This is a genomic window from Denitrificimonas caeni, from assembly GCF_905120345.1.
In the GTDB taxonomy this organism is placed as follows: Bacteria; Pseudomonadota; Gammaproteobacteria; order Pseudomonadales; family Pseudomonadaceae; genus Denitrificimonas; species Denitrificimonas caeni_A.
The window spans coordinates 205,152-226,089 of sequence record NZ_CAJHOA010000004.1; the positions used below are offsets into that span (position 1 = coordinate 205,152).

The window sequence follows — 20,938 nt, forward strand, 5'->3', positions numbered from 1 at the left end:
ATTTACAGGTATTCCCGTGACTGATCAAGACAATCCTCTCCTGCAAGATTTTGACTTACCCAGCTACTCAGCTATCCGTCCTGAGCATATCGAACCGGCCATTGACACCATCCTCGCCGACAGTCGTGCGGCGATTGCACAATTATTAAGTAGCACACACGCGCCGACGTGGGACAGTTTAGTTTTGCCAATGGACGAACTCGGCGCACGCTTAGGTGAAGCGTGGAGCCCAGTCAGTCATCTCAATGCTGTGTGCAACAGTCCTGAGTTACGGGCAGCCTATGAAGCCTGCCTGCCTAAGTTGTCTGAATTTTGGACGGAGCAAGGACAAAACCGAGCCTTATTTGATGCTTACCAAGCGCTGGCCAATAGTCCTGCTGCTGAGCAGTTTTCGATTGCACAAAAAACCATTTTAGAAGATGAGCTGCGTGACTTCCGCTTATCCGGTATTGATTTAGAACCCGCCAAGCAAAAACGTTATGGCGAGATTCAAATGCGCCTCTCTGACTTGTCCAGTACCTACTCAAATAACTTGCTGGATGCCACCCAAGCCTGGACCAAGCATATTACTGATGAGCAGGCGTTAGCTGGCCTCACCGACTCAGCAAAAGAGCAAATGGCCCAAGCAGCACAAGATAAAGGGCTGGACGGCTGGTTAATCACCCTTGAGTTCCCCAGCTACTACGCCGTCATGACCTACGCTGATGATCGTCATTTACGTGCCGAAGTCTATCGTGCCTACAGCACTCGCGCCTCGGATCAAGGTCCCAATGCCGGTCAGCTGGATAACTCGCCAGTGATGGCTGAGATCCTCGATTTGCGCTTAGAACTGGCACAATTACTCGGTTTCAAAAACTACAGCGAGTTGTCGCTGAGCACCAAAATGGCGGAGTCCTCAGAGCAAGTATTGAGCTTTTTGCACGACCTCGCCGAGCGTAGCAAGCCCTTTGCCGAGCAAGATTTAACCGAGTTACGCGCTTTTGCCGCTGAGCAGCATGTCAGCGATTTAAACAGCTGGGATATCGGCTATTTTAGCGAAAAACTCCGCGAACAACGCTACGATATCAGCGAAGAAGAGTTACGCGCCTACTTCCCGATCGACAAAGTATTAAGCGGCCTCTTTGCCATTGTTGAGCAACTGTATGGCATCCAAATCACTGAACTGAGCGACTTCGACAGCTGGCACCCTGATGTGCGCTTGTTTGAAATCAGCGAGGACGGCAAACATGTTGGGCGCTTCTTCTTTGACCTTTACGCTCGCTCACACAAACGCGGCGGTGCTTGGATGGATGGTTCACGCGATAAGTATCGCGCCGCAAACGGTCAGCTGATCAATCCAATTGCTTACTTAGTCTGCAACTTCACTCCGGCCAGTCAAGGCAAACCAGCACTACTGACCCACGATGAAGTCACCACTTTATTCCACGAATTCGGCCATGGCCTACACCACCTGCTCACTCGTATTGAGTTTGCTGGTGCTTCTGGGATCAACGGTGTGGCATGGGATGCGGTTGAGCTGCCCAGCCAATTTATGGAAAACTGGTGTTGGGAGCCTGAAGGCTTAGCGCTGATTTCTGGTCATTACGAAACGCAAGACGTACTGCCCAAAGCACTGCTCGACAAAATGCTGGCCGCACGTAACTTCCAATCAGGCTTAGGTATGCTGCGTCAGCTCGAGTTTTCACTGTTCGACTTTGAACTGCACTGTAGCCATGGTGATGGCCGTAGCGTACTGGATGTGCTGCACGCGGTACGTGACCAAGTTGCCGTGATGGTGCCACCGAGTTGGAACCGTTTTGCTAATAGCTTTGCGCATATTTTTGCCGGTGGTTACGCTGCAGGTTACTACAGCTACAAATGGGCTGAAGTACTCTCGGCGGATGCTTTTTCGCGCTTTGAAGAAGAAGGCGTACTCAACCCCGTGACCGGCCGGGCTTTCCGTGATGCCATCCTTGCCAAAGGTGGCTCACAATCACCCATGCAACTGTTTATCGAGTTTCGCGGACGCGAGCCTGAAATTGATGCATTACTGCGTCACAGTTGCCTCAGCGACGACCATGCAGCATAACAGACGAGATGATCATGACTACGCCAAGCAATAGCACTGACACTGAACCTAAAAAGCGCTTTATCGCCGGCGCGGTATGCCCAGCCTGCGAAACCATAGATACCATTCGGATGTGGGAAGTCGATGGCGTTCCGCACCGTGACTGCGTCAAATGTGGTTACGGCGATACCTTAAATGCCGACGGTAATTCGATTCCTAATGAATTGGTCACGCGGGTCAATGTTAGCGCTCTGAAAAAGCCCAAGGAAACCACTGGGCAAGCGCTGCAGTTTTTCCCTAATCCAAAATTGAAAAAATAGAACGTTAGTTGCACCAATAAAAAACGGCCCTAAGGCCGTTTTTTATTCACTCAGGGAGCGACTTTCACAAAGGGCTCAGGGCGTGGTGTTGCCGGAGTAGATGGCGGCAACATCGGTATAGCAAAATGTGGCTGCTCACCGGTTAAGCTTTTCAAGAACGCGGTAATCTGACTGATCTCAGTTTTATCAAGCTTACGGCCCAACTGTAAACGCGCCATCACATCCACTGCTTCTTCCAAATTCCAGTAAGCACCGTCATGGAAGTACGGGTAGGTTAATTCGACGTTACGCAGAGTAGGCACTTTAAACTTAAAGCGATCTAAGTCATCTCCGGTCAAACCAGCGACACCTTCTGCGGGGTTAGTGGTGGTATAGGCTTCCACCAGACCCATTTTCTGAAAGGAGTTGCCACCCACAGCCGGGCCATTGTGACAAGCAGTACAACCCACATCTTTAAACAGTTGATAACCTGCTTTAGCCTCTGCCGTTAGCGCCGCTTCATCGCCTTTAAGCCACTTATCAAAGGGGGCATTGGGCGTAACTAGCGTTTTTTCAAACTCAGCAATCGCATCAGTGACTTCATTAATAGTGATTTTTTCAGTTTTATAAACATTTTTAAACGACTGCACATACTGTGGAATAGACACTAATACACCCACAGCTAAATCGTGAGTAAAGCCCATTTCCATAGGGTTAGCAATCGGGCCACCCGCCTGCTCTTGCAAGTCAGCAGCACGACCATCCCAAAACTGTGCCAAGTTCAAACTAGAGTTTAATACTGTTGGCGAGTTAATCGGACCTTCTTGCCAATTATGGCCAATCGACGACGGTAAATTATCACTACCACCCATGCTCAAGTTATGGCATGAGTTACAGGAGATAAAGCCAGACTTCGATAAGCGCGGATCAAAAAATAGCTGCTTACCTAATTCAACTTTTGCTTGATCAGTGATCACTGCAGGCTCAATCGGTTGAATCGGTTCGTTTTTTTGTGGTGCAGCAAAAGCACCAGCACTCAAACTGATAGTCAGTGCTAATACGGATAATCTAAGCATCAGGTTATTCCTCTATGGAATGTCATATCTTTCTTATAGCTAGCATGCTTGATAGCACATGGCCTTTATTTGACCTAAATCAATCAAACCAAGTTATTAGTTATAATTAATTGATAATAAAGTCTGACCACGTCCAAGCTTAATTTAAGTGGATAGCTCGGCGCTGCGCGCAACACTGGCAGGATCCAATGTTTGCATGGCCGCATATTGACTGACAAAGACCTGTCCACCAAAGTGCCGAAGAAACTCTGAGCGATGCAGTTGATCCATGACTGGGCCTTTCACCTCAGATAAATGCAACTGCACACCGGCCGCGGTTAAGCGTTCAGCAATGGCTTCCAAACTATCTAGAGCACTGGCATCGATTAGATTGACACCGGAACACATCAGCACTAAATACTGACAGTGTGGATACTCCACCATCAACTCGGTGATGCCTTCTTCTAGATAGCGAGCATTCGGAAAGTACAAGCTTTCATCAACCCGCAACGACACCACAAACTCGCTTTGAATCACTGAAAAACGCTCAATATTACGGAAATGCTCACTGCCGGGTAGCTGGCCAACCACAGCACTATGCGGCCGACTGGTACGCCATAAAAATAGCAGCAGTGACAAGCTGACACCCATCACAATACCGATTTCCACGCCCATCAACAGTACACCGAGTATGGTCGCCGCTTGCGCAATAAAATCTTGTTTAGAAAAACGCCAAGTACGCTTTAAAGACCCCAAGTCAACCAGACTTAATACCGCAACAATAATAGTCGCGGCCAACACTGCATGCGGTAAGTTATGGAATAAAGGGGTGAAAAATAACGCCGTAATAGCAATACCAATTGCCGTTAATACCCCTGCCATCGGCGTTTTAGCGCCAGCATCAAAGTTAACAATTGAACGAGCAAAACCACCGGTCACCGGAAAACCACCACTGACGGCTGCGGCAATGTTAGCTGCGCCTAAACCGACCAACTCTTGGTCTGGATCAATGCGCTCACGACGCTTCGCCGCCAACGTTTGCGCAACCGATACCGACTCAACAAAACCCACTAGGCTAATCAATACAGCGGCAGGCAATAACTGCATGGTTAGTTGCCAATCCATGGTGGGCAAGCGCAAGATCGGTAAGCCCTTGGGAATCGAGCCAACCACTTGTACACCACTACTTTCCAAGTGCCCGAAGGTAACCACCAATACCGAAGCAATAATAGTCAATACAGGGCCCGTTTTGGTTAAGCTATCTGCCCATACTGGTGTGCACCCTACAGCCAATAACGAGCTTTTTAAACGGGTACGTGCCAGCTGTAAAAACAGCAAGGACAAACCGCCAATAACTAGCGTCGGCACGTTTATATAAGGTATTTGCTCGGCTAATGATGGCACTAACTGCAAGACGGTTTGCCCGTCGGCTTTAACCCCTAAAATATGCTTAAGCTGGCTTAAAGCAATCAGTAAACCTGACGCACTAATAAAACCAGAAATCACTGGATGACTTAGGAAATTGGCTAAAAAGCCCAGTCGCAGCAGCGCCATCAACAACAAGATCAGCCCTGATAAAGCCGCCAACAACATCGCGGCACCAATATAAGCCGCAGACCCTGGAGGAAACATCGGTGCTAAGGCTGCTGCAGTCATTAATGAAATAACCGCGACCGGCCCCACCGCCAACGTGCGGCTTGAGCCAAAAATCGCATACAACAACAGCGGCGCGATACTGGCATAGAGTCCAGTAATCGGCGGTAAACCGGCCAGCATAGCGTAGGCTAAACTTTGCGGAATCAGCATCAAGGTAACAATCACCGCAGCCAAACCATCTTTGCCTGCGGTAACACGGTTATAAGAGGCTGCCCAGTCGAGACAGGGCAGCCAACGTTTTACATTCACTCTTTTTTACCTGCCTCAAAATCACAGGCCTGCTCTGCAACAGGCGCTTGTGGCTCATGATCAAGAAGCTGCGGCTTGGCTAACCACTCACGACCTTTGAGCATCATGTCGAAGTAAATGGTTGGCATGCAACGCGCTTTCAGCAGCCAAGCGAAACGTCGCGCAGTCCTTGGCTCGAGTGGAAAAGTAGGTAACAGTTTCCCACCATAGCCAAACTCAGCCAGTACCGCTTTACCGCGCTCAACCACTAACGGACAGGCACCGTAACCGTCATACACGGCACGCACACCACGACCGGCCAGTACTGCTAGGATATTTTCCGCGACCACTGGTGCTTGCTTACGTACCGCTGCTGCGGTTTTAGCATTAGGCGTTGAGCAGACATCACCTAAGCCAAAAATATTACCGTAGCGGGCATGACGTAAAGTGTCGTTATGTACCTCAAGCCAGCCTTCAGGGTTGGCCAAGACACTCTCACGAATAAAGCGTGGTGCGCGTTGTGGCGGTACCACATGTAACAAATTGAATGACTTTTCGATACGCTGCTGTTGGCCTTCAGCATCCGTGATCTTGAACCAAGCCTTACCTGCAGGACCATCCACTTCAACCAAGTCATGATGAAAATTCAATTGAGTTTTATATTTTTCAATATAAGTCATTAACGTTGGGACAAAATCTGCCACGCCAAATAAGGCACCACCCGCAGTACAAAACTCAGTATCAATGGCGTCTAACACGCCTTGCTTGAGCCACCAATCAGCAGACATATACAACGCTTTCTGTGGTGCGCCAGCACATTTAATTGGCATCGGCGGCTGCGTAAAAATCGCCCGACCTTTGCGCAGATTCTGTACCAGTTGCCACGTATAGGGGGCCAGTTCTAAGACATAGTTAGAGGTCACGCCATTCTTACCGAGGGTTTCACGTAAACCCTTAATAGCATCCCAATGCAGCTTTAAGCCTGGGCAGACAATCAACGTACGATAAGCAAGCTGACGCCCATCCTCCAAGACCACAGTGTTCTGCTCTGGCAAAAAGCCTGTTACTGCAGCGCGAATCCACTGGGCCTTCTCCGGTATACAAAGTTGCATCGCGCGTTCAGTTTGTGAGCGAGTAAACACCCCCGCACCCACCATGGTCCAGCCGGGCTGATAATAATGCGCCTCACTGGGATCAATCACACCAATACGCAGGTTTGCATCACGACGGAGCAAACTCGCTGTAACCGAACAGCCGGCAGCACCACCGCCCACCACCAAGACATCATAACGGTTACTCTTGGCCGCCTGCGCCGCATCGGGCACACACACTTGTTCAGTCCAGCGTTGCTGCAAACGCGGCACTAGACCGGTCAGATCATAACCAACTGTTTTGGCGGTCGCGAGAATGGCTGAGGAATCCAGATGATGCGCCTCACTCAGCGCCCATAGGCTGGTCGAGCGGGTACCGGTTCGGCAAAAAGCCAGTACTGGCCCTTTCACTTGGGCTAACAGCTGAGCAAAATCACTGACATTTTGATCACTGATTTGCCCAGCAATCACTGGGAGATAATGGTATTGCAAACCTAACGCTTGCGCTGCCGCGGCTATCTCAGCATTGCTCGGCTGCCCCTCACCTTCATCGTCAGGTCGATTGTTGATTACCGTTAGAAAACCCGACGACGCGACTGAAGCCATATCCGCCGGTTGCACTTGGCCAATCACGGATAAAAAAGGTGTGAGTTGTTTGATTGCTTCCATCGGTGAGGCTCCACAGCTACAGTGCGTTGAGAGGAATTTTCAAATAGCGTACACCATTATTTTCCGCAGGAGGAAACTCACCTGCACGCATGTTTATTTGCACAGATGGCAGTATCAGCGTGGGCATCGACAAGCTTGCATCGCGCTCGTTACGCATCGCCACAAACTCATCCTCGCTAATCCCTTGATGCACATGAATATTGTGCTGACGCTCAGCGACAACCGTAGTTTCATGACAGTATTCTTCGCGACCTGGCGCTTTATAGTCATGGCACATAAACATACGAGTACTGTCAGGCAGTTCGAATAAACGCTGAATAGAGGCATACAACATACGAGCATCGCCCCCTGGAAAATCGCAGCGGGCGGTCCCGTAATCAGGCATAAACAAGGTGTCACCGACAAAAACAGCATCGCCTATCAAATAACTTAAACAAGCAGGGGTATGCCCCGGCGTATGCAGCACTTGCACACTCAGCCCACCAAAAATTAAGCGATCGCCTTCGTTGAGCAAACGATCAAACTGGCTACCATCAGTGGCGAATGCCTCCTCCACATTAAACAGCTCAGCAAACACCTGCTGCACCGTTGTGATGTGAGCACCAATCGCTAGTTGCCCACCCAACTCTTGCTTAAGATAGGGCGCAGCCGATAAATGATCAGCGTGCACATGAGTTTCTAACAGCCATTCCACAATCAGCTGTTGTTCACGCACAAAAGATACTATTTTTTCAGCACTTGCAGTGTTGCTACGACCCGACGCCGGATCATAATCCAGCACCGAATCAATAATCACACAGGACTGCGAGGCAGGGTCACGTACGACATAGCTGTAGGTAAAGGTGACGGGATCAAAAAAAGTTGTCACTACAGGCCGCATAACACCTCCTCACAGAAATACTAAAGAAACTTATAAAGTATCATACACAATAAAAAGGAATATGCTTATAGCATTTGGGAATATAAAGACGAAGAACTCATCTAATAGCTATAAAAAAGGCACCTCGAAGGTGCCTTGATTACTGCATGCTGTACAGGTGTTATTTTTTATTGCAGCTTTTAGTACCACAGGTATTTAAACCAATGATGCTGTAGAGAGGGCAGCTGCCTAGTGCGCCAGTCACAATCGGCACAACACCTAGCCAACCCCACCAACCTATTGTACCGGTCAACGTTAGAACGACGAGAACAAGTCCGACAATAATACGCAAAGCACGATCAATTGAACCCATATTGCTTTTCATAATAATTCCTCACTGCTGCTTTCAAGATGTCACACTAGCAATATACTATACAGAGAGATAAATTGTTTATGCTTAAGCGATTTTTCTATGAGCCTGTCATATTGTGTTGAGAGGTTATTCAGCAACATCACTACAGAAGATGCCATATAGCGTTTCAATAATAGATAACGCCTGCGGACTACTGATACTGTAATAAATTTGCCGCCCATCACGACGGGTATCCACTAACCCTTCGCGGCGCAAAACACCTAATTGTTGAGATAAAGTGGGCTGGACAATTTTCAGACGTTCTTCTAGCTCGCCTACATTCATCTCGCCGTGCACCAGTTGGCATAACAATAACAGCCGATCAGGGTTACCCAGCGCTTTCAACAGCTGTCCTGCAGCTTCTGCATTATCACGCAATTGATCAATATCGATCAAAATAGCCGAGTTATTCATTTATTGCACCCTAAAGCAAGTCATAGCAGAATCATTTTGGCGGTGATAATCGATGCTCAGCAGCGCTCTCACCAACAAACTATTCTGCCTATTATTTATGATTACTATAACCCCACCTTTAAGTATTAAAAAATAGGGTGAGCAAGCATAAGCCAATAATGAAAAATAGTATAAATTTTCTATAGTGTAGGAGCATATTTTGCCCCTTTTACTGACCGCTTTGCATTGATACACAACAAGTATATTAATTTAACTTTTTTTCTGGAACAATCAAAGCCCAGACTAATCCCCATAACATGGCTCCAGCGCCTAACCAAAAGGCCCCTTGCAGCGTACCACTAGCAGCCAACCATAGCCCTGTTAACCACGGCCCAGTGAGCTGAGTAAAACCATACAATGCCACCAATGCCGCTGACAAACGCGGCCCCTGATGTGGATGTAAAGTGCGAGCGAGGCGCTGAGTTAAGAGTACCGTGCCTAAAAACGTTCCGCCCACCAATAAGGCACACAGCACAACACCCCACGCTGCCGGCAATAACAACACCGCCAAGACCCCGAGCAATTGCAAAATATAGTTGATTCGTAATGCTAGCGCATCACCAATACGTGCGCCCAACTTGTTCCAAATCCAAGGTGCCGGCAAGGTCGCCAACGCGACCAGCAACCAACTGCCATCAACTAAAAAGCTACCCGGTTCAAGTTGCAGACTCGCCAGCATCGGCAAAAAAGTCATCGGCAAAATATAGCCTAAACCAGCACCGGCATAGGATAAAAACAGCGGTGTGCTAGCACGATCAAACAAATGCGATGAAGGGGCTTTAGTGCTATCGCTGGGTAAGACAATCGGCGCAGGTATATCCAACACTGCCAGTTGTCGCCAGCCCCACCAGGCTAAAGGCACACTCAATAAAAAAGCGGGCCACCAGCGGTCGGCACCGTGCAGCCATTCTGCAGGCACCGCGACTAAGGCACTAGATACCAATAAACCTGCTCCCACACCGAGATACACCAAACCACTAGCAGTGGCACGACCATGACGCGCCAACCACTCCAGAATTAAGGATGGTGCTTGCACAAAAACGATACCGTTAGATATACCGTTAATTAAACGCAGCGCCGATAAACTTTCTGAGGTTTCTGCTTGGGTTTGCAGCAAGGTACACAGCACGTTAATTGCCAAGGCCCAAGGCAAGACTTTATGAATCTGCTCAACACGATGCCAGCGCATCGCCAATAACGCACCCAGTAAATAACCAAGATAATTCCAGCTGGCAACATCCGCGCCCTGTTTCAGGGTCAGCAACCCATCTTCAACCAGCCAAGGCAACAATGGCGTATAAATAAAACGCCCTAAGGTATGCACCACCAGCAAAACTACAGCGCCGGCAATAATCACCCGTAAGAGGTCTGGTGTTTTTTCAGTCATAATTATTTTCTTATTATTAAAGAGACAGTCTGCAGCGCTTTTACACGCAACGCTTTGCGACATTAGTGGTAAACCAAGTACCGTCGATCGTTATCCTTGAGTCGCTTGTAACTGAGCTAAGAATTGCGCACGCCACGTTGCCTGTTGCGGTAAAGCGACAAAGAATGGATTTAAATAACTCTCTTGCGCAGCATAGGTTAGCGGTTGCTCTTGCAAATTTAACACCTGACCACCAGCGCCCTCGAGAACACCTTGCGCGGCAGCAGTGTCCCACTGGGAAGTTGGAGCCAAACGCGGGTAGAGATCTGCAGCACCTTCAGCCATCTGACAAAATTTTAATGAGCTACCAACATTGACTAAATCCAGCGCTGGAAACGCATGCGCCAAATGCTGTAATAAAACCTCTTGCGCAGCGCTACTATGACGCTTACTCGCTACCACTACCAACTCATTTGCCGGTGCAATGCGCATCTGTAAAGTCCGTGTCGCACCCTGTGCATCTCGGCAACACGCACCAAACTCAGCACCGCCATAATAAATAGCACCGGTGACCGGCACGCCAACCACGCCAAAGATCACCCGTCCGTGTTCAATCAGCGCCACATTGACCGTGTACTGATCACTGCCGCTGATAAATTCCTTAGTACCATCCAAAGGATCCACTAACCACCAACGGCTCCACTGCTGGCGCTCGGCAAAAGAAATCTCGCAATCTTCTTCCGAGAGGACAGGGATACTGGGATCTAATGCCGCCAAACCTACTGCTAACACTTTATGCGCGGCAATATCTGCAGCAGTCACCGGTGAATCATCCGCTTTGGTTTGCACCGCCACATCAGCCCGCCAATACGGTAAGGTGGCTTGACCTGCTGTCTGCACCAACTCCAGTACAGCACTCATTAGTGGATGCATCATGGATGAAACTCTCCACGCTGCTGCAGCAAGTCACGCACGATATACATCGCTGCTAAAGCACGCCCCTCAGTAAACTGCGGATGCTCTAATAAACCCAGCAGATCGCGCAAATTCACAGTATCGACGCGCATCAGCTCAGGCTCATCACCCTCTAAGCGCGAAGGGTATAAATCACGCGCCAACACCACATGAATACACTGACTCATATAGCCTGGCGATAAGCTTAATTGGGCAATCAACTCCAAAGAGCGGGCAGCAAAGCCTGCTTCTTCTTGCAGCTCGCGGTTGGCCGCTTGCAAAGCATCTTCACCCGGATCAATTAAACCCTTGGGTAAAGACAGCTCATACGCCTCACTGCCTGCGCAGTACTCTTCAACCAACACAACGTTCTCAGCATCGATCATGGCGACAATCATCACCGCACCTAAACCACCGGCTTTACCACGCAAACGCTCATAAGTACGCTCGACGCCATTACTAAAACGTAGTTGTAACTGTTCAACGCGGAAAATTCGGCTGCGCGCCACTTCTTCGCTCGACAAAATGACTGGTTTTTCTCGCATAACAAAACTCCAAATGCTGATGCAGGTATCATAGCGCGCTTGAACGTACAGTTTTAGAGAGAATTATCGATGCAGCCACTACCTTGGGAGCAAATTGATACCGTTTTACTGGATATGGACGGCACTTTACTCGACCTACACTTTGATAATCATTTCTGGCTCGACTACTTGCCACAATATTATGCCGACAAAAACGGACTATCACGTGCCGCCGCTGATGCCTATTTACAGCCTTTATTTGCCTCTTATACCGGCCAACTGAACTGGTATTGCGTGGAATTCTGGAGTAAAACACTGGATTTGCCGATCAAGCAAATGAAACGTGACACGGCTCATCTCATTGACCTGCGGGCCAATGCCGATGCATTTTTAGCAGCACTGAAACACGCGGGTAAACGCAGCATACTGGTCACCAACGCACACCGTGACTCCTTGCACATTAAACTGGAAAAAGTGCACTTAGAGCCGTTACTAGATGTGATTATCAGCTCACATGATTACGGCTATCCAAAAGAAGATCAACGCTTCTGGAGCAGCCTTAGCCAGCAGATCGACTATCAGCCGCAGCGTAGCCTGTTTATCGATGACAGTTTACCGGTGCTGCGCAGCGCCCAGCGTTATGGCATCGGCCATTTACGCGCGGTATTGCAACCGGACAGCCAAGGTTCGGATAAAAACTGTGAAGAATTTATCCCGTCAACCGATCTTTTCGCTTTAGTCAGCAATCTATAAGCGCTGCTAACGATAGATTTGATGCTGGTGCAAGAGCTGTTACTGAGCAGCACGCTTTGCTTGCGTATCACGCCAAGTCAGGTAGATACGCAGATCAAACTCGTACTGATGATAAGCCGGCAGCATGTGCTGACAGAGTTTATAAAAAGCTTTGTTATGATCTTTTTCACGCAAATGTGCCAGCTCGTGAACAACAATCATCTGCAAAAACTCAGGTGGTGTGTCACGAAATAACGAAGCGATGCGAATTTCTTTTTTCGCCGTGAGCTTATTACCCTGCACTCGCGAAATAGCGGTATGTAAACCTAAGGCATGACGCAGCACATCCAGCTTGCTGTCATACAAGACCTTGTCGATATTCGGCGAGTTACGCAGGTATTGCTGCTTCAAATCCGTAGTAAACTGGTACAAAGCTTTATCACTTTGCACACTATGACGTTCAGGATAGCGCTGTTGCAAATAGACAGCTAACTTATCCTGCGCCAGCATATTACGCACCTGCGCTTGCAGATCGGCTGAGTAGGCTGCTAAGTATTTCAGTTCCAGCATCGCGATTCTATTCCTCTCAACATCAGCACTCAAAACAGCGCTGCCAAGCTCACTCAATCATGCGGATTGGCTTAGTTTAGCAAGTGCGCAATTACTGACGCACACCTTCGACTGACAAGGTCAGCTCAACACTTTCTGAGGCTGGGCCTAAATTCGCTTTAATACCGAAGTCAGCCAGCTGTAATGTAGTTTTGCCTTCAAAACCAGCACGGTAACCGCCCCATGGATCGTTACCCTCACCAATAAATTCAGCGTGAATCAGCACTTCTTTGGTCACACCATTCAGGGTTAAATCACCGATAATATCGGCCGTACCTTCGCCAGTGCTCAGCACACGTGTCGAGGCAAACGTCGCTTTTGGGTGTTTGCTGGTATTTAAGTAATCAGCACCGCGTAAGTGCTTATCACGCTCGGCATGGTTACTGTCGAGACTAGCGGTACGCAAGGTCACATTAACGTTGCTGGCTTCAGGCTGCTCTTGATCATAACTGAAGGTGCCCTCGAAATCTTTGAAGGTGCCATATAACCAGCTGTAACCCAGGTGACTGATTTTAAAGTTAACAAAGGCATGTTGCCCTTCTTGGTCAATGACATAATCGGCCGCCAGCGCCGCGCCACTGCTTAACACCGAACCTAATAGCAGTGCAGCAAGAGTTTTCTTAATCATGGTATTACCTCAATTTATATTCAATACAGCAGCAATTATTGCTTAGGCGCACAGCCCACTATTCGTTTTAGCGTTTCATCGCGATCAAACACATGGTGTTTAACAGCCGCTAACGCATGCAATCCGGCAAAAATAATTAACCCCCATGCCACATACAGATGGATCGCACCGGCGATATCAGCTTGATTGGGCAAGCCTGACAGCATTGCAGGGATCTCAAACAAACCAAAGACACTGACACCACGCCCTTCCGTTGTTGAAATCAGATAACCCGATAACAGCACCGTAAAAATTCCGACATAGAGTAACCCATGGCCTAAACGACTCAGTAAGCGCACACGTGCCGAGTGACTGCTTAGCGCGGCTGGCATGGGCGTCCACAACCGCCACAACACACGCAATAACATCAGCGCAAATACCGTCACACCAATACTCTTATGCAAAGCAGGTGCCGTACGATACCACTCGCTGTAATAGGTTAAATCGGTCATCCACAGACCTAGAGCAAACAAAGAAAACACCGCCACAGCTACCAGCCAATGTATCGCGACGCTGACTAAACCATACTGATTGGAAGAATTACGCCATTGCATGTAAGCACTCTCATAGGGTTGATGATGTCTATTGTAGTCAGATAAAGATTGATAAAAAGCGCTAATTACTACTAATAAGCATCAAATTTTTCGATACGTTGCGCTGCGCGACATAAAGCCTACCTTAAATATCTGACCCTAACATTTCATTTTTAGCAGAAGTAAAATCACCCTTATATATCCATCTCTGTATCGGTTGTAACACTTATAAAGATGTATACGCCTCAATTGCCGCTAACTCATCCACTGTCAGCGCTCGACTCTGCCCCAGTTCAAGTCCCGCCAAATTAAGAGGCCCAACCGACACACGATGCAACGCCAACACCTCGTTTTGAAAAAAACCAAACATCCGCTTCACTTGATGATACTTGCCCTCTACCAACGACAACCGCGCATGGTACTCAGAGACAATTTCTAAATCAGCCGGCTGCGTGGTAATGCCTTCATAGGCAAAATAAATACCCTGCTGGAACACCTGAATATACTCAGCAGTGACCGGCTTGGACAAGGTCACTTCATAGGTTTTAGCCAGTCGGGTTTCGGGCAAGCTGATCGTGCGCGACCATGCACCATCGTTAGTCAGTAACACCAACCCCGTGGTGTTCAAGTCAAGACGACCAACAATATGTAGCTCATCTTTGTGTGGATGCTCAATCAAGTCCAGCACCGTACGGTGCTTAAGATCCTTGGTTGCGCTGACCACTCCTTGCGGTTTATTCAGCAGCAGATACAGCGGCTGATGATCCTGTAAGCACTGATTATCTAACACCACGCGGCTGAATTGAGTCACTCGGTGTTGAATCGACTGCGCCACCTGCCCATCAACGAGAATACGTTTCTGTGCAAGTAACAGACGCACATCCGACAGTTTAAAAGTACTGTTTTGGCTAATAAAGCGATCAAGTCGGCAAGTTGTCGATTTCATACACCATCATCATTAAAATACAGCCGTGACTTAAAACGGACAGGGACACTGACCGTGAACGGGTTCAGCACGGGTCGGATGAGTAAAATATAAATCACTGGCGTGTAACAGCAAACGCTCAGCCAACTGTTGACTCTGTGCGCTGTGATACAAATCACAACCCAAAATCGGGTGCCCGATGCTTTGACTATGAATACGTAACTGATGGGTACGTCCCGTCAATGGATTAAATTGCACCAGAGTACGTAGCGGTTGCTCGAACCGCTGCACAACAGTGTAGTCACTGACTGCTTTTTTACCGGTTTCAAGGCAAATTTTAACCCGTGGAAAATGCTGTTTATCTTTGCCAATCGGCGCGCTAATTTGTCCCTGATCCTCAGCCAGCCATCCTTCCAGCATGGCCACATAACGCTTTGCAATCGTGCGTGCTTGGAACTGCTGATTGAGGTGTTGCGCTGACTGGGCATTAAGCCCTACCACCATAATACCCGAGGTACCCAAGTCTAAACGATGCGGCAACTTAGCGTCAGGAAATGCCGGAGTAACACCCGTTTGGCCATGCACTAGACGGTAGTGAACCGAATCCCAATTGAGTGGATTTTTACCCGACAAACTGAGTAAACCACTGGGTTTATTGATCAGCAAGATATCCTCATCTTGATACAAAATTTGCACAAACCCATCACACAACGGTGCAACAAAATCATCAACGATACGATACGTCGATGGATCAAGACTGATCATGATTACTCACGTCCAAAACGCGCTTCGTAAGCGTCTACGAAAGCGTTACGTAATATAGAGACAAACGCCTGCCAGGCACTGATATTTTTTTCATCTAAGCTGCCACTGATTTCAATCTGTGAGGCAATTCGATCTTTCGGTTGATTACGAAAAATCTGACCAACCGCCCCCACCACCGCTTGCCATGCCGCACTAAAGACGCCTTTTTCTAAGTCTTTTTGCAGATCAAAAATTACCACATTATTGAGAATCGGCTTAGCATAACCGCTCATCTGACCATCGACCGCTTCAAGCTCCATAATAAAATCACCAGAGCCTGATTTAAAATTAAAATGGCCGTACGCTTCAGCCAGATTATTAATACGCTGTAACTCAATATCAGTGACTTTCAAGTTAATCACAAAATCACGAAAATCACCCAAAGGATCAAGCTTGCCTTGCATGCTTGCGCTGGCATTCTCAAACAGCAGGCCGGTAAAGTTGAAGTCTGCAGGGACGGCATCCTGACTGCGATCAGCATTACTGAGATTGTTGAAAGCTCCGTTTAGCTCAGTTAACAACAAATGCACATTCGGCTCGGATTTAAAGTTGTGAAAATGCAGAGTGCCATTGTTCAGACCTAGCCTATCGATTCGGATCGGCACCAATTGCTGTAAAGCAGCCCGCCAATCTGTACCAGCACCCGACTGTGAATCTTTTTCATCACCATCGACAAAGTGCAGTTCCGGATTAATAAACTCGACTTCGGCAACCACCTTACCCGACAGCAATGCCTGCCAGCTGACGGATAAATCAATGCTATCGGCCTCAAAAAAGGAGACGGGCACCGCTTCGCTGACTTTGACGATTTCCATAGCATGAATGACGTAAGCACCGCGCAGTAGGGCAATATCCACATCAGCGATACGCCCTTGATAATCGCCCATCTCGGCCAGTTGCTCGTTGAGAGAGTTCTTAACTAAACCAGGCAGAGCCAAACGCAAGCCGATCAGCACTATCGCCACGATGACGAGAATACTGAGGCTATTGAACCCGTGTTTTTTTATCATGACACTGCAGTCCTCTATTTAATGCGCGTATGACCCTTAGCAAACAATCTATTCATTGGCAGCTGCAAGCAAAAATATCAAGGATGGTTAGGGCGCGCCAATCCTAAATGATCACGCAAAGTGGAGCCGGCGTATTCGCTGCGGAATAACCCGCGACGTTGTAATTCAGGCACCACGTGATCAACAAAGTTCTCAATCCCTTCAGGTAACGATGGCGGCATTAAGTTAAACCCGTCCGCTCCCTCGTTGTTGAACCAGTGCTCCATCTTATCGGCAATTTGCTCAGGTGTACCGACCATCGTGCAATGACCGCCACCCGCCGCTAAACGGCCCAACAACTGACGCACGCTGGGTTGCTCAGTTTCAATAATGCGCAAGATGGTACTGTAACGCCCTTGTGGTCCTTTGAACTCTTCCAGCGACGGCAATTGAGGGACTGGAGCATCCAGCTCCCAATTGGAGCAATCTTGCTCAGTAAATAAGCCTAACTGACGCAAAGAAGCTTCTGCCGGTAGCAGCTCATCCAATTCGCGTTGCTTGGCTAATGCTTCCGCTTCAGTGGAGCCGACATAGGTCACCAAGCCCGGCATAATCGGCACCTCAACACTGCGCCCCGCGGCTTTAACGCGTTGTTTGATATCACGGTAATAACTCTGCGCCGCCGGTAAATCATAGGCCACCGCATAAATCGCTTCAGCACATTGCGCGGCCAAAGTACGCCCCTGCTCCGAAGCACCCGCCTGAAATAAGACGGGATGCCCTTGCACCGGACGCGGTACATTGAGTGGGCCATCGACCTGAAAAAACTCACCGCTGTGATTGATTGGCTGCACTTTAGCGGGATCAGCGTAATGACCGTGACGGTCAAAGCTCAGCGCATCATCCTGCCAAGAATCCCACAGCGCCAGCACGGTTTGCACAAACTCTTCGGCACGACGGTAGCGCTCTGCATGCGGCGGCATGGCTTGATAGCCGTGGTTACGCGCTTCCTCATCAAACATTGAAGTCACGACGTTCCAGCCCATGCGACCACCGGTAATATGGTCCAAGGAAGCGACCAAACGCGCGGCATGAAACGGCGTGTAAAAAGTACTGGAGACGGTACTGATAAAACCAATTTTTTCCGTGGCACGACTCATCGCAGCAATCGCGGTGAGTGGCTCTAAATACCACCAGCTACCATCCGAAACATTCCCTGCCGAAGCGCCATCAGCAAAAAACACCGCATCAAGCTTGCCGCGCTCACAGGTTTGCGCCAGACGTTCGTAATAGCGAATATCACCCAACTGCTCCACCGAAGAATTCGGATGACGCCAGGCGGCACGGTGATGACCACAGCCAAAGATAAACAGATTGATATGCATCATGCGCTGCGCTGCTGTTGAAAGAGCCATCAGTTTTTCACCAATCCACCGTCCACGATTAAGTTCTGCCCAGTCACCGCGCGCGCCCAAGGCGAAGCAAAAAACAGTATGGAATCAGCAAACTCAGCCGGCGTAGTGACGCGACGCAGTGGTGTATTGGCAGCAATGTAATCAAATACCTCTTCAGGTGTAGCCGAGGAGGCATCAGTGGTGCGCAGTAAACCGCCGGAGACCATATTCACGGTAATATTATCCGGGCCTAAATCTTGCGAAAGGGTGCGCGTGAGCGATAACAAGGCCGCTTTGCCTGCGGTGTAATCGTGGTACGGCACCACTGGATTTTGAAATAAATTGGTACCGATATTAATAATGCGGCCAAAACCCACTTCACGCATACCTGGCAGCGCCGCTTGCGTAGTATTCAGTGCACCACCCACCACACCAGCAAATTGGCGATCCAAATCATGCCACTGCAATTCTTCGACGCGTGGACGCGCATCACCATTGAAGGAAAACTCAGGTAAGGCGTTATTCACCACGGTAGTGACAGGCATAGCAAAGTGCTCACGGGCTTGAGCAAACATAGCGTGTACTGCTGCGCGATCAGTCACATCCGCTTGCACCACTAACAACTTATCAGGTGCTTCGCTGGCTAATTTTTGCGCAGCCTCAGCACTGTTGTAATAGTTGATCACCACACGTGCGCCTTCACCTAAAAATGCGCGCACCAAATGCTCGCCTAAACCGCGGGCAGCGCCGGTAATGAGCACCAACTGTTGATCAAAACGAAGAGATTTTTGCATAGACACCTCAGAAGTGAGGCGAAGGTATGGATAGACAGACGGGAACTTAACCTGCAACTGACATCCCTTCGCCAGTATGAACTGGATCAGGTTCAACGGGTTTTATCTCAGCCCTGCATGCAGGACACCCCGTGCCGAGCGCAAACCATAGCACATCACAAGACCTGAACTGTAGAGACACCGATTTGAAATTGACAATTGCCTGCAAGCTTTCTACTCTGTCGAACGTCCTAGGGGAGCCAAACCACGGCTGAGATTCCGCATTCAATGCGGTAACCCTTCGAACCTGATCTGGGTAATGCCGGCGAAGGGAAGGAAAATGCCTGTTCTCTGCTTGCCTGTGCACGCCCCTTTCTTCGCTACTGTCCCAGAAGTACGCCCTCTTGGCGCTGATACGACTGCCTGACAGGCAAGGAAGAAGAATAATGCTAAGCCCCTCCGCTGCGATTACTTGGCTGATTGTATTCGCCATACTCTTCGCTGTACCTGGTCTGATTTACGCGCGCCGCAGCCAAGATAAATTGGATGACTTTCTGGTCGCACGTAACAGCCAAAGCAGTACCTCTACCCTGCTCACTCTATTAGCCACAACGCTGGGCACATGGATTCTATTTGGTCCCGCGCAAGCAGGCACATGGGGCGGAATTGGCGCCATCACCGGTTACGCTTTAGGGGCCTTGGTACCCAATTTAATCATGACGCAAATCGGTCCACGCATCCGCACTTTAATGCCTGAAGGCCACACTCTGACTGAGTTTGTTCTCGGCCGCTATGGCCGCGTGATGTATGCCTTTGTGTTGGTGATTATGGTTTTCTTTATGTTGATCAGCCTCACCGCAGGGCTTACTGCAATTGCAGAAATGGTCGCGTTATTGGCACCTGTGCCGCTATGGCAAACCGCAACGATCGTGATGGTCGCTACCTTGATTTACACCCTGTACGGCGGTTTACGCGTCACTATTTTTACCGACCGTCTACAGATGCTGGTGATTATTCCGTTTCTCATTGTACTGATCGGTTTTGGCTGGAAAGCCAGCGGCGGCATCACACCAATGGTGCAAAGTTTGCAAGAAAAAGCGCCACACCTGCTCAATCCATTTGATATGAATGGCTTGAAATCAGGCCTGACCTTTTTCCTCGCCGTCGTACTAACTGGGCTGTTTTACCAAGGCACCTGGCAGCGTATTTTTGCTGCGCGTAACAATCGCGTCATTCGCAACGGTTTTATTCTCAGCGGCCTCCTGAGTTTTCCAATTATTTTTATTATGGGGCTATTTGGACTGGCCTTTGTTGGAATGGACTTACCCGGTGATGGCTCAGTGGCGCTGTTCAGCGTACTGCTGAAAGATGTGCCACTGTGGTTTGCCATTGGCTTACTGCCCTTAGGCTTAGCCCTGATTATGAGCAGTGCTGATTCCACGATTAGCGGATTATCCAGCATCTTTGTCATTGATATTCGCCGCTTATTACCTAAGCTGAGCAATCACAGTTTATTGAAGTTATCACGCTGGTTAATTATTGTACTGTCGGTGCCGGTACTGGTTGCTGCGTCGCAGGGCTACAGTATTCTCTACCTGTTTTTGCTGGCAGATTTGCTCTGTTGCGCAGCCGCGTTTCCCGTATTTTTTGGTTTCTACAGTGCCCGCTACCAAAGCTATAACGCCGCACTGAGCACGCTAGGCGGATTAGTCGCTGGATTAATCATGTTCCCATCACCAGGCGCGCCCACCACCAACTTGCTGGAAGCGTTCCTACTGGCCACGCTGATCCCTGTGGTGATATCGCTGCTGCTGTTATTTGTACCCAGCAAAGCCCGTTTTGATTTTTCAATCTTGGCCCAGCGTGTGCGCCATTTGGAAGGGTAAAGCAAGCGAGCAG

General features: G+C 48.9%; 21 protein-coding genes and 2 riboswitches. Of the genes, 4 read left to right on the forward strand and 17 right to left on the reverse strand.

The genetic code is table 11. The annotated features are described in order from the left end of the window. Positions 1-16 precede the first annotated feature (16 nt). Positions 17-2,068, forward strand: coding sequence for an oligopeptidase A (gene prlC, locus JYJ62_RS09060; RefSeq protein WP_205341887.1), 2,052 nt, complete (start codon positions 17-19; stop codon positions 2,066-2,068). Positions 2,069-2,079: 11 nt separating this feature from the next. Then, positions 2,080-2,367, forward strand: coding sequence for a YheV family putative zinc ribbon protein (locus JYJ62_RS09065; RefSeq protein WP_420042836.1), 288 nt, complete (start codon positions 2,080-2,082; stop codon positions 2,365-2,367). A 50-nt stretch (positions 2,368-2,417) separates the two neighbouring features. Here the strand turns inward: JYJ62_RS09065 and JYJ62_RS09070 are convergent, their stop codons facing one another. From JYJ62_RS09070 to nudE, 9 genes are all read right to left on the reverse strand, one after another. Next, positions 2,418-3,422, reverse strand: coding sequence for a cytochrome-c peroxidase (locus tag JYJ62_RS09070; RefSeq protein ID WP_205341889.1), 1,005 nt, complete (start codon positions 3,420-3,422; stop codon positions 2,418-2,420). Positions 3,423-3,566: 144 nt separating this feature from the next. Further along, complete coding sequence (locus JYJ62_RS09075) at positions 3,567-5,306, reverse strand: SulP family inorganic anion transporter (protein WP_205341890.1); 1,740 nt, start codon at positions 5,304-5,306, stop codon at positions 3,567-3,569. Next, positions 5,303-7,045 (reverse strand): bifunctional protein tyrosine phosphatase family protein/NAD(P)/FAD-dependent oxidoreductase, encoded by a 1,743-nt coding sequence (locus tag JYJ62_RS09080; RefSeq protein WP_205341891.1) that lies wholly within the window; start codon positions 7,043-7,045, stop codon positions 5,303-5,305. The genes JYJ62_RS09075 and JYJ62_RS09080 overlap by 4 nt, the downstream gene beginning before the upstream one ends. A 16-nt stretch (positions 7,046-7,061) precedes the next feature. After that, positions 7,062-7,925: an MBL fold metallo-hydrolase gene (locus JYJ62_RS09085; protein WP_205341892.1), complete on the reverse strand. Its 864-nt coding sequence runs from the start codon at positions 7,923-7,925 to the stop codon at positions 7,062-7,064. A 160-nt stretch (positions 7,926-8,085) separates the two neighbouring features. Next, entirely contained in the window at positions 8,086-8,289 is a 204-nt protein-coding gene (locus JYJ62_RS09090; protein WP_205341893.1) for a YgaP family membrane protein, read from the reverse strand. A gap of 114 nt (positions 8,290-8,403) precedes the next feature. Further along, positions 8,404-8,730 carry an ArsR/SmtB family transcription factor gene (locus tag JYJ62_RS09095; RefSeq protein ID WP_205341894.1) on the reverse strand — a complete coding sequence of 109 codons (327 nt, stop codon included), beginning with the start codon at positions 8,728-8,730 and terminating at the stop codon, positions 8,404-8,406. 244 nt (positions 8,731-8,974) lie between these two features. Then, the gene (locus JYJ62_RS09100; RefSeq protein WP_205341895.1) at positions 8,975-10,156 is read right to left on the reverse strand and encodes a YbfB/YjiJ family MFS transporter; all 1,182 of its coding nucleotides are present in this window, start codon (positions 10,154-10,156) and stop codon (positions 8,975-8,977) included. Between the two features lie 90 nt (positions 10,157-10,246). Beyond that, entirely contained in the window at positions 10,247-11,071 is an 825-nt protein-coding gene (cysQ, locus tag JYJ62_RS09105; protein WP_205341896.1) for a 3'(2'),5'-bisphosphate nucleotidase CysQ, read from the reverse strand. Next, the gene (gene nudE / locus JYJ62_RS09110) at positions 11,068-11,634 is read right to left on the reverse strand and encodes an ADP compounds hydrolase NudE (RefSeq protein ID WP_205341897.1); all 567 of its coding nucleotides are present in this window, start codon (positions 11,632-11,634) and stop codon (positions 11,068-11,070) included. The genes cysQ and nudE overlap by 4 nt, the downstream gene beginning before the upstream one ends. A gap of 69 nt (positions 11,635-11,703) precedes the next feature. Between nudE and yrfG the strand changes: the two genes are divergently transcribed. Then, positions 11,704-12,366, forward strand: coding sequence for a GMP/IMP nucleotidase (gene yrfG / locus JYJ62_RS09115; RefSeq protein ID WP_205341898.1), 663 nt, complete (start codon positions 11,704-11,706; stop codon positions 12,364-12,366). A gap of 39 nt (positions 12,367-12,405) precedes the next feature. On the opposite strand, the gene JYJ62_RS09120 is transcribed toward yrfG, so the two are convergent. From JYJ62_RS09120 to JYJ62_RS09155, 8 genes are all read right to left on the reverse strand, one after another. Beyond that, positions 12,406-12,915, reverse strand: a complete 510-nt coding sequence (locus JYJ62_RS09120; protein ID WP_205341899.1) for a YgjP-like metallopeptidase domain-containing protein — start codon at positions 12,913-12,915, stop codon at positions 12,406-12,408. Positions 12,916-13,006: 91 nt separating this feature from the next. Then, positions 13,007-13,582 (reverse strand): YceI family protein, encoded by a 576-nt coding sequence (locus tag JYJ62_RS09125; protein WP_205341900.1) that lies wholly within the window; start codon positions 13,580-13,582, stop codon positions 13,007-13,009. Between the two features lie 35 nt (positions 13,583-13,617). Then, positions 13,618-14,175, reverse strand: a complete 558-nt coding sequence (locus JYJ62_RS09130; protein ID WP_205341901.1) for a cytochrome b — start codon at positions 14,173-14,175, stop codon at positions 13,618-13,620. Between the two features lie 205 nt (positions 14,176-14,380). After that, positions 14,381-15,100, reverse strand: a complete 720-nt coding sequence (locus JYJ62_RS09135; RefSeq protein WP_205341902.1) for a pseudouridine synthase — start codon at positions 15,098-15,100, stop codon at positions 14,381-14,383. 30 nt (positions 15,101-15,130) lie between these two features. Beyond that, positions 15,131-15,844 (reverse strand): RluA family pseudouridine synthase, encoded by a 714-nt coding sequence (locus tag JYJ62_RS09140; protein WP_205341903.1) that lies wholly within the window; start codon positions 15,842-15,844, stop codon positions 15,131-15,133. 2 nt (positions 15,845-15,846) lie between these two features. Further along, positions 15,847-16,893 (reverse strand): DUF748 domain-containing protein, encoded by a 1,047-nt coding sequence (locus tag JYJ62_RS09145; protein WP_205341904.1) that lies wholly within the window; start codon positions 16,891-16,893, stop codon positions 15,847-15,849. A 77-nt stretch (positions 16,894-16,970) separates the two neighbouring features. Continuing rightward, positions 16,971-18,287, reverse strand: a complete 1,317-nt coding sequence (locus JYJ62_RS09150) for an LLM class flavin-dependent oxidoreductase (RefSeq protein WP_205341905.1) — start codon at positions 18,285-18,287, stop codon at positions 16,971-16,973. Then, positions 18,287-19,060 (reverse strand): 3-oxoacyl-ACP reductase, encoded by a 774-nt coding sequence (locus tag JYJ62_RS09155; RefSeq protein WP_205341906.1) that lies wholly within the window; start codon positions 19,058-19,060, stop codon positions 18,287-18,289. Before JYJ62_RS09155 ends, JYJ62_RS09150 begins: the two co-directional genes overlap by 1 nt. 46 nt (positions 19,061-19,106) lie before the next feature. Continuing rightward, positions 19,107-19,202: riboswitch (TPP riboswitch) on the reverse strand. A gap of 80 nt (positions 19,203-19,282) precedes the next feature. After that, a riboswitch (TPP riboswitch) is annotated at positions 19,283-19,390 on the forward strand. Positions 19,391-19,485: 95 nt separating this feature from the next. Between JYJ62_RS09155 and JYJ62_RS09160 the strand changes: the two genes are divergently transcribed. Continuing rightward, a complete protein-coding gene (locus tag JYJ62_RS09160) occupies positions 19,486-20,925 on the forward strand; it encodes a sodium:solute symporter family protein (protein WP_205341907.1) in 1,440 nt (479 codons plus the stop codon). Positions 20,926-20,938: the final 13 nt, after the last annotated feature.

Excerpts from the sequence above, each read along its gene's own strand:
- JYJ62_RS09070 (WP_205341889.1), bottom strand. The coding sequence starts at position 3,422 with ATGCTTAGATTATCCGTATTAGCACTGACTATCAGTTTGAGTGCTGGT.
- JYJ62_RS09080 (WP_205341891.1), bottom strand. The coding sequence starts at position 7,045 with ATGGAAGCAATCAAACAACTCACACCTTTTTTATCCGTGATTGGCCAA.
- JYJ62_RS09085 (WP_205341892.1), bottom strand. The coding sequence starts at position 7,925 with ATGCGGCCTGTAGTGACAACTTTTTTTGATCCCGTCACCTTTACCTAC.
- JYJ62_RS09090 (WP_205341893.1), bottom strand. The coding sequence starts at position 8,289 with ATGAAAAGCAATATGGGTTCAATTGATCGTGCTTTGCGTATTATTGTC.
- JYJ62_RS09095 (WP_205341894.1), bottom strand. The coding sequence starts at position 8,730 with ATGAATAACTCGGCTATTTTGATCGATATTGATCAATTGCGTGATAAT.
- JYJ62_RS09100 (WP_205341895.1), bottom strand. The coding sequence starts at position 10,156 with ATGACTGAAAAAACACCAGACCTCTTACGGGTGATTATTGCCGGCGCT.
- cysQ (WP_205341896.1), bottom strand. The coding sequence starts at position 11,071 with ATGATGCATCCACTAATGAGTGCTGTACTGGAGTTGGTGCAGACAGCA.
- nudE (WP_205341897.1), bottom strand. The coding sequence starts at position 11,634 with ATGCGAGAAAAACCAGTCATTTTGTCGAGCGAAGAAGTGGCGCGCAGC.
- yrfG (WP_205341898.1), top strand. The coding sequence starts at position 11,704 with ATGCAGCCACTACCTTGGGAGCAAATTGATACCGTTTTACTGGATATG.
- JYJ62_RS09120 (WP_205341899.1), bottom strand. The coding sequence starts at position 12,915 with ATGCTGGAACTGAAATACTTAGCAGCCTACTCAGCCGATCTGCAAGCG.
- JYJ62_RS09125 (WP_205341900.1), bottom strand. The coding sequence starts at position 13,582 with ATGATTAAGAAAACTCTTGCTGCACTGCTATTAGGTTCGGTGTTAAGC.
- JYJ62_RS09130 (WP_205341901.1), bottom strand. The coding sequence starts at position 14,175 with ATGCAATGGCGTAATTCTTCCAATCAGTATGGTTTAGTCAGCGTCGCG.
- JYJ62_RS09135 (WP_205341902.1), bottom strand. The coding sequence starts at position 15,100 with ATGAAATCGACAACTTGCCGACTTGATCGCTTTATTAGCCAAAACAGT.
- JYJ62_RS09140 (WP_205341903.1), bottom strand. The coding sequence starts at position 15,844 with ATGATCAGTCTTGATCCATCGACGTATCGTATCGTTGATGATTTTGTT.
- JYJ62_RS09145 (WP_205341904.1), bottom strand. The coding sequence starts at position 16,893 with ATGATAAAAAAACACGGGTTCAATAGCCTCAGTATTCTCGTCATCGTG.
- JYJ62_RS09150 (WP_205341905.1), bottom strand. The coding sequence starts at position 18,287 with ATGGCTCTTTCAACAGCAGCGCAGCGCATGATGCATATCAATCTGTTT.
- JYJ62_RS09155 (WP_205341906.1), bottom strand. The coding sequence starts at position 19,060 with ATGCAAAAATCTCTTCGTTTTGATCAACAGTTGGTGCTCATTACCGGC.
- JYJ62_RS09160 (WP_205341907.1), top strand. The coding sequence starts at position 19,486 with ATGCTAAGCCCCTCCGCTGCGATTACTTGGCTGATTGTATTCGCCATA.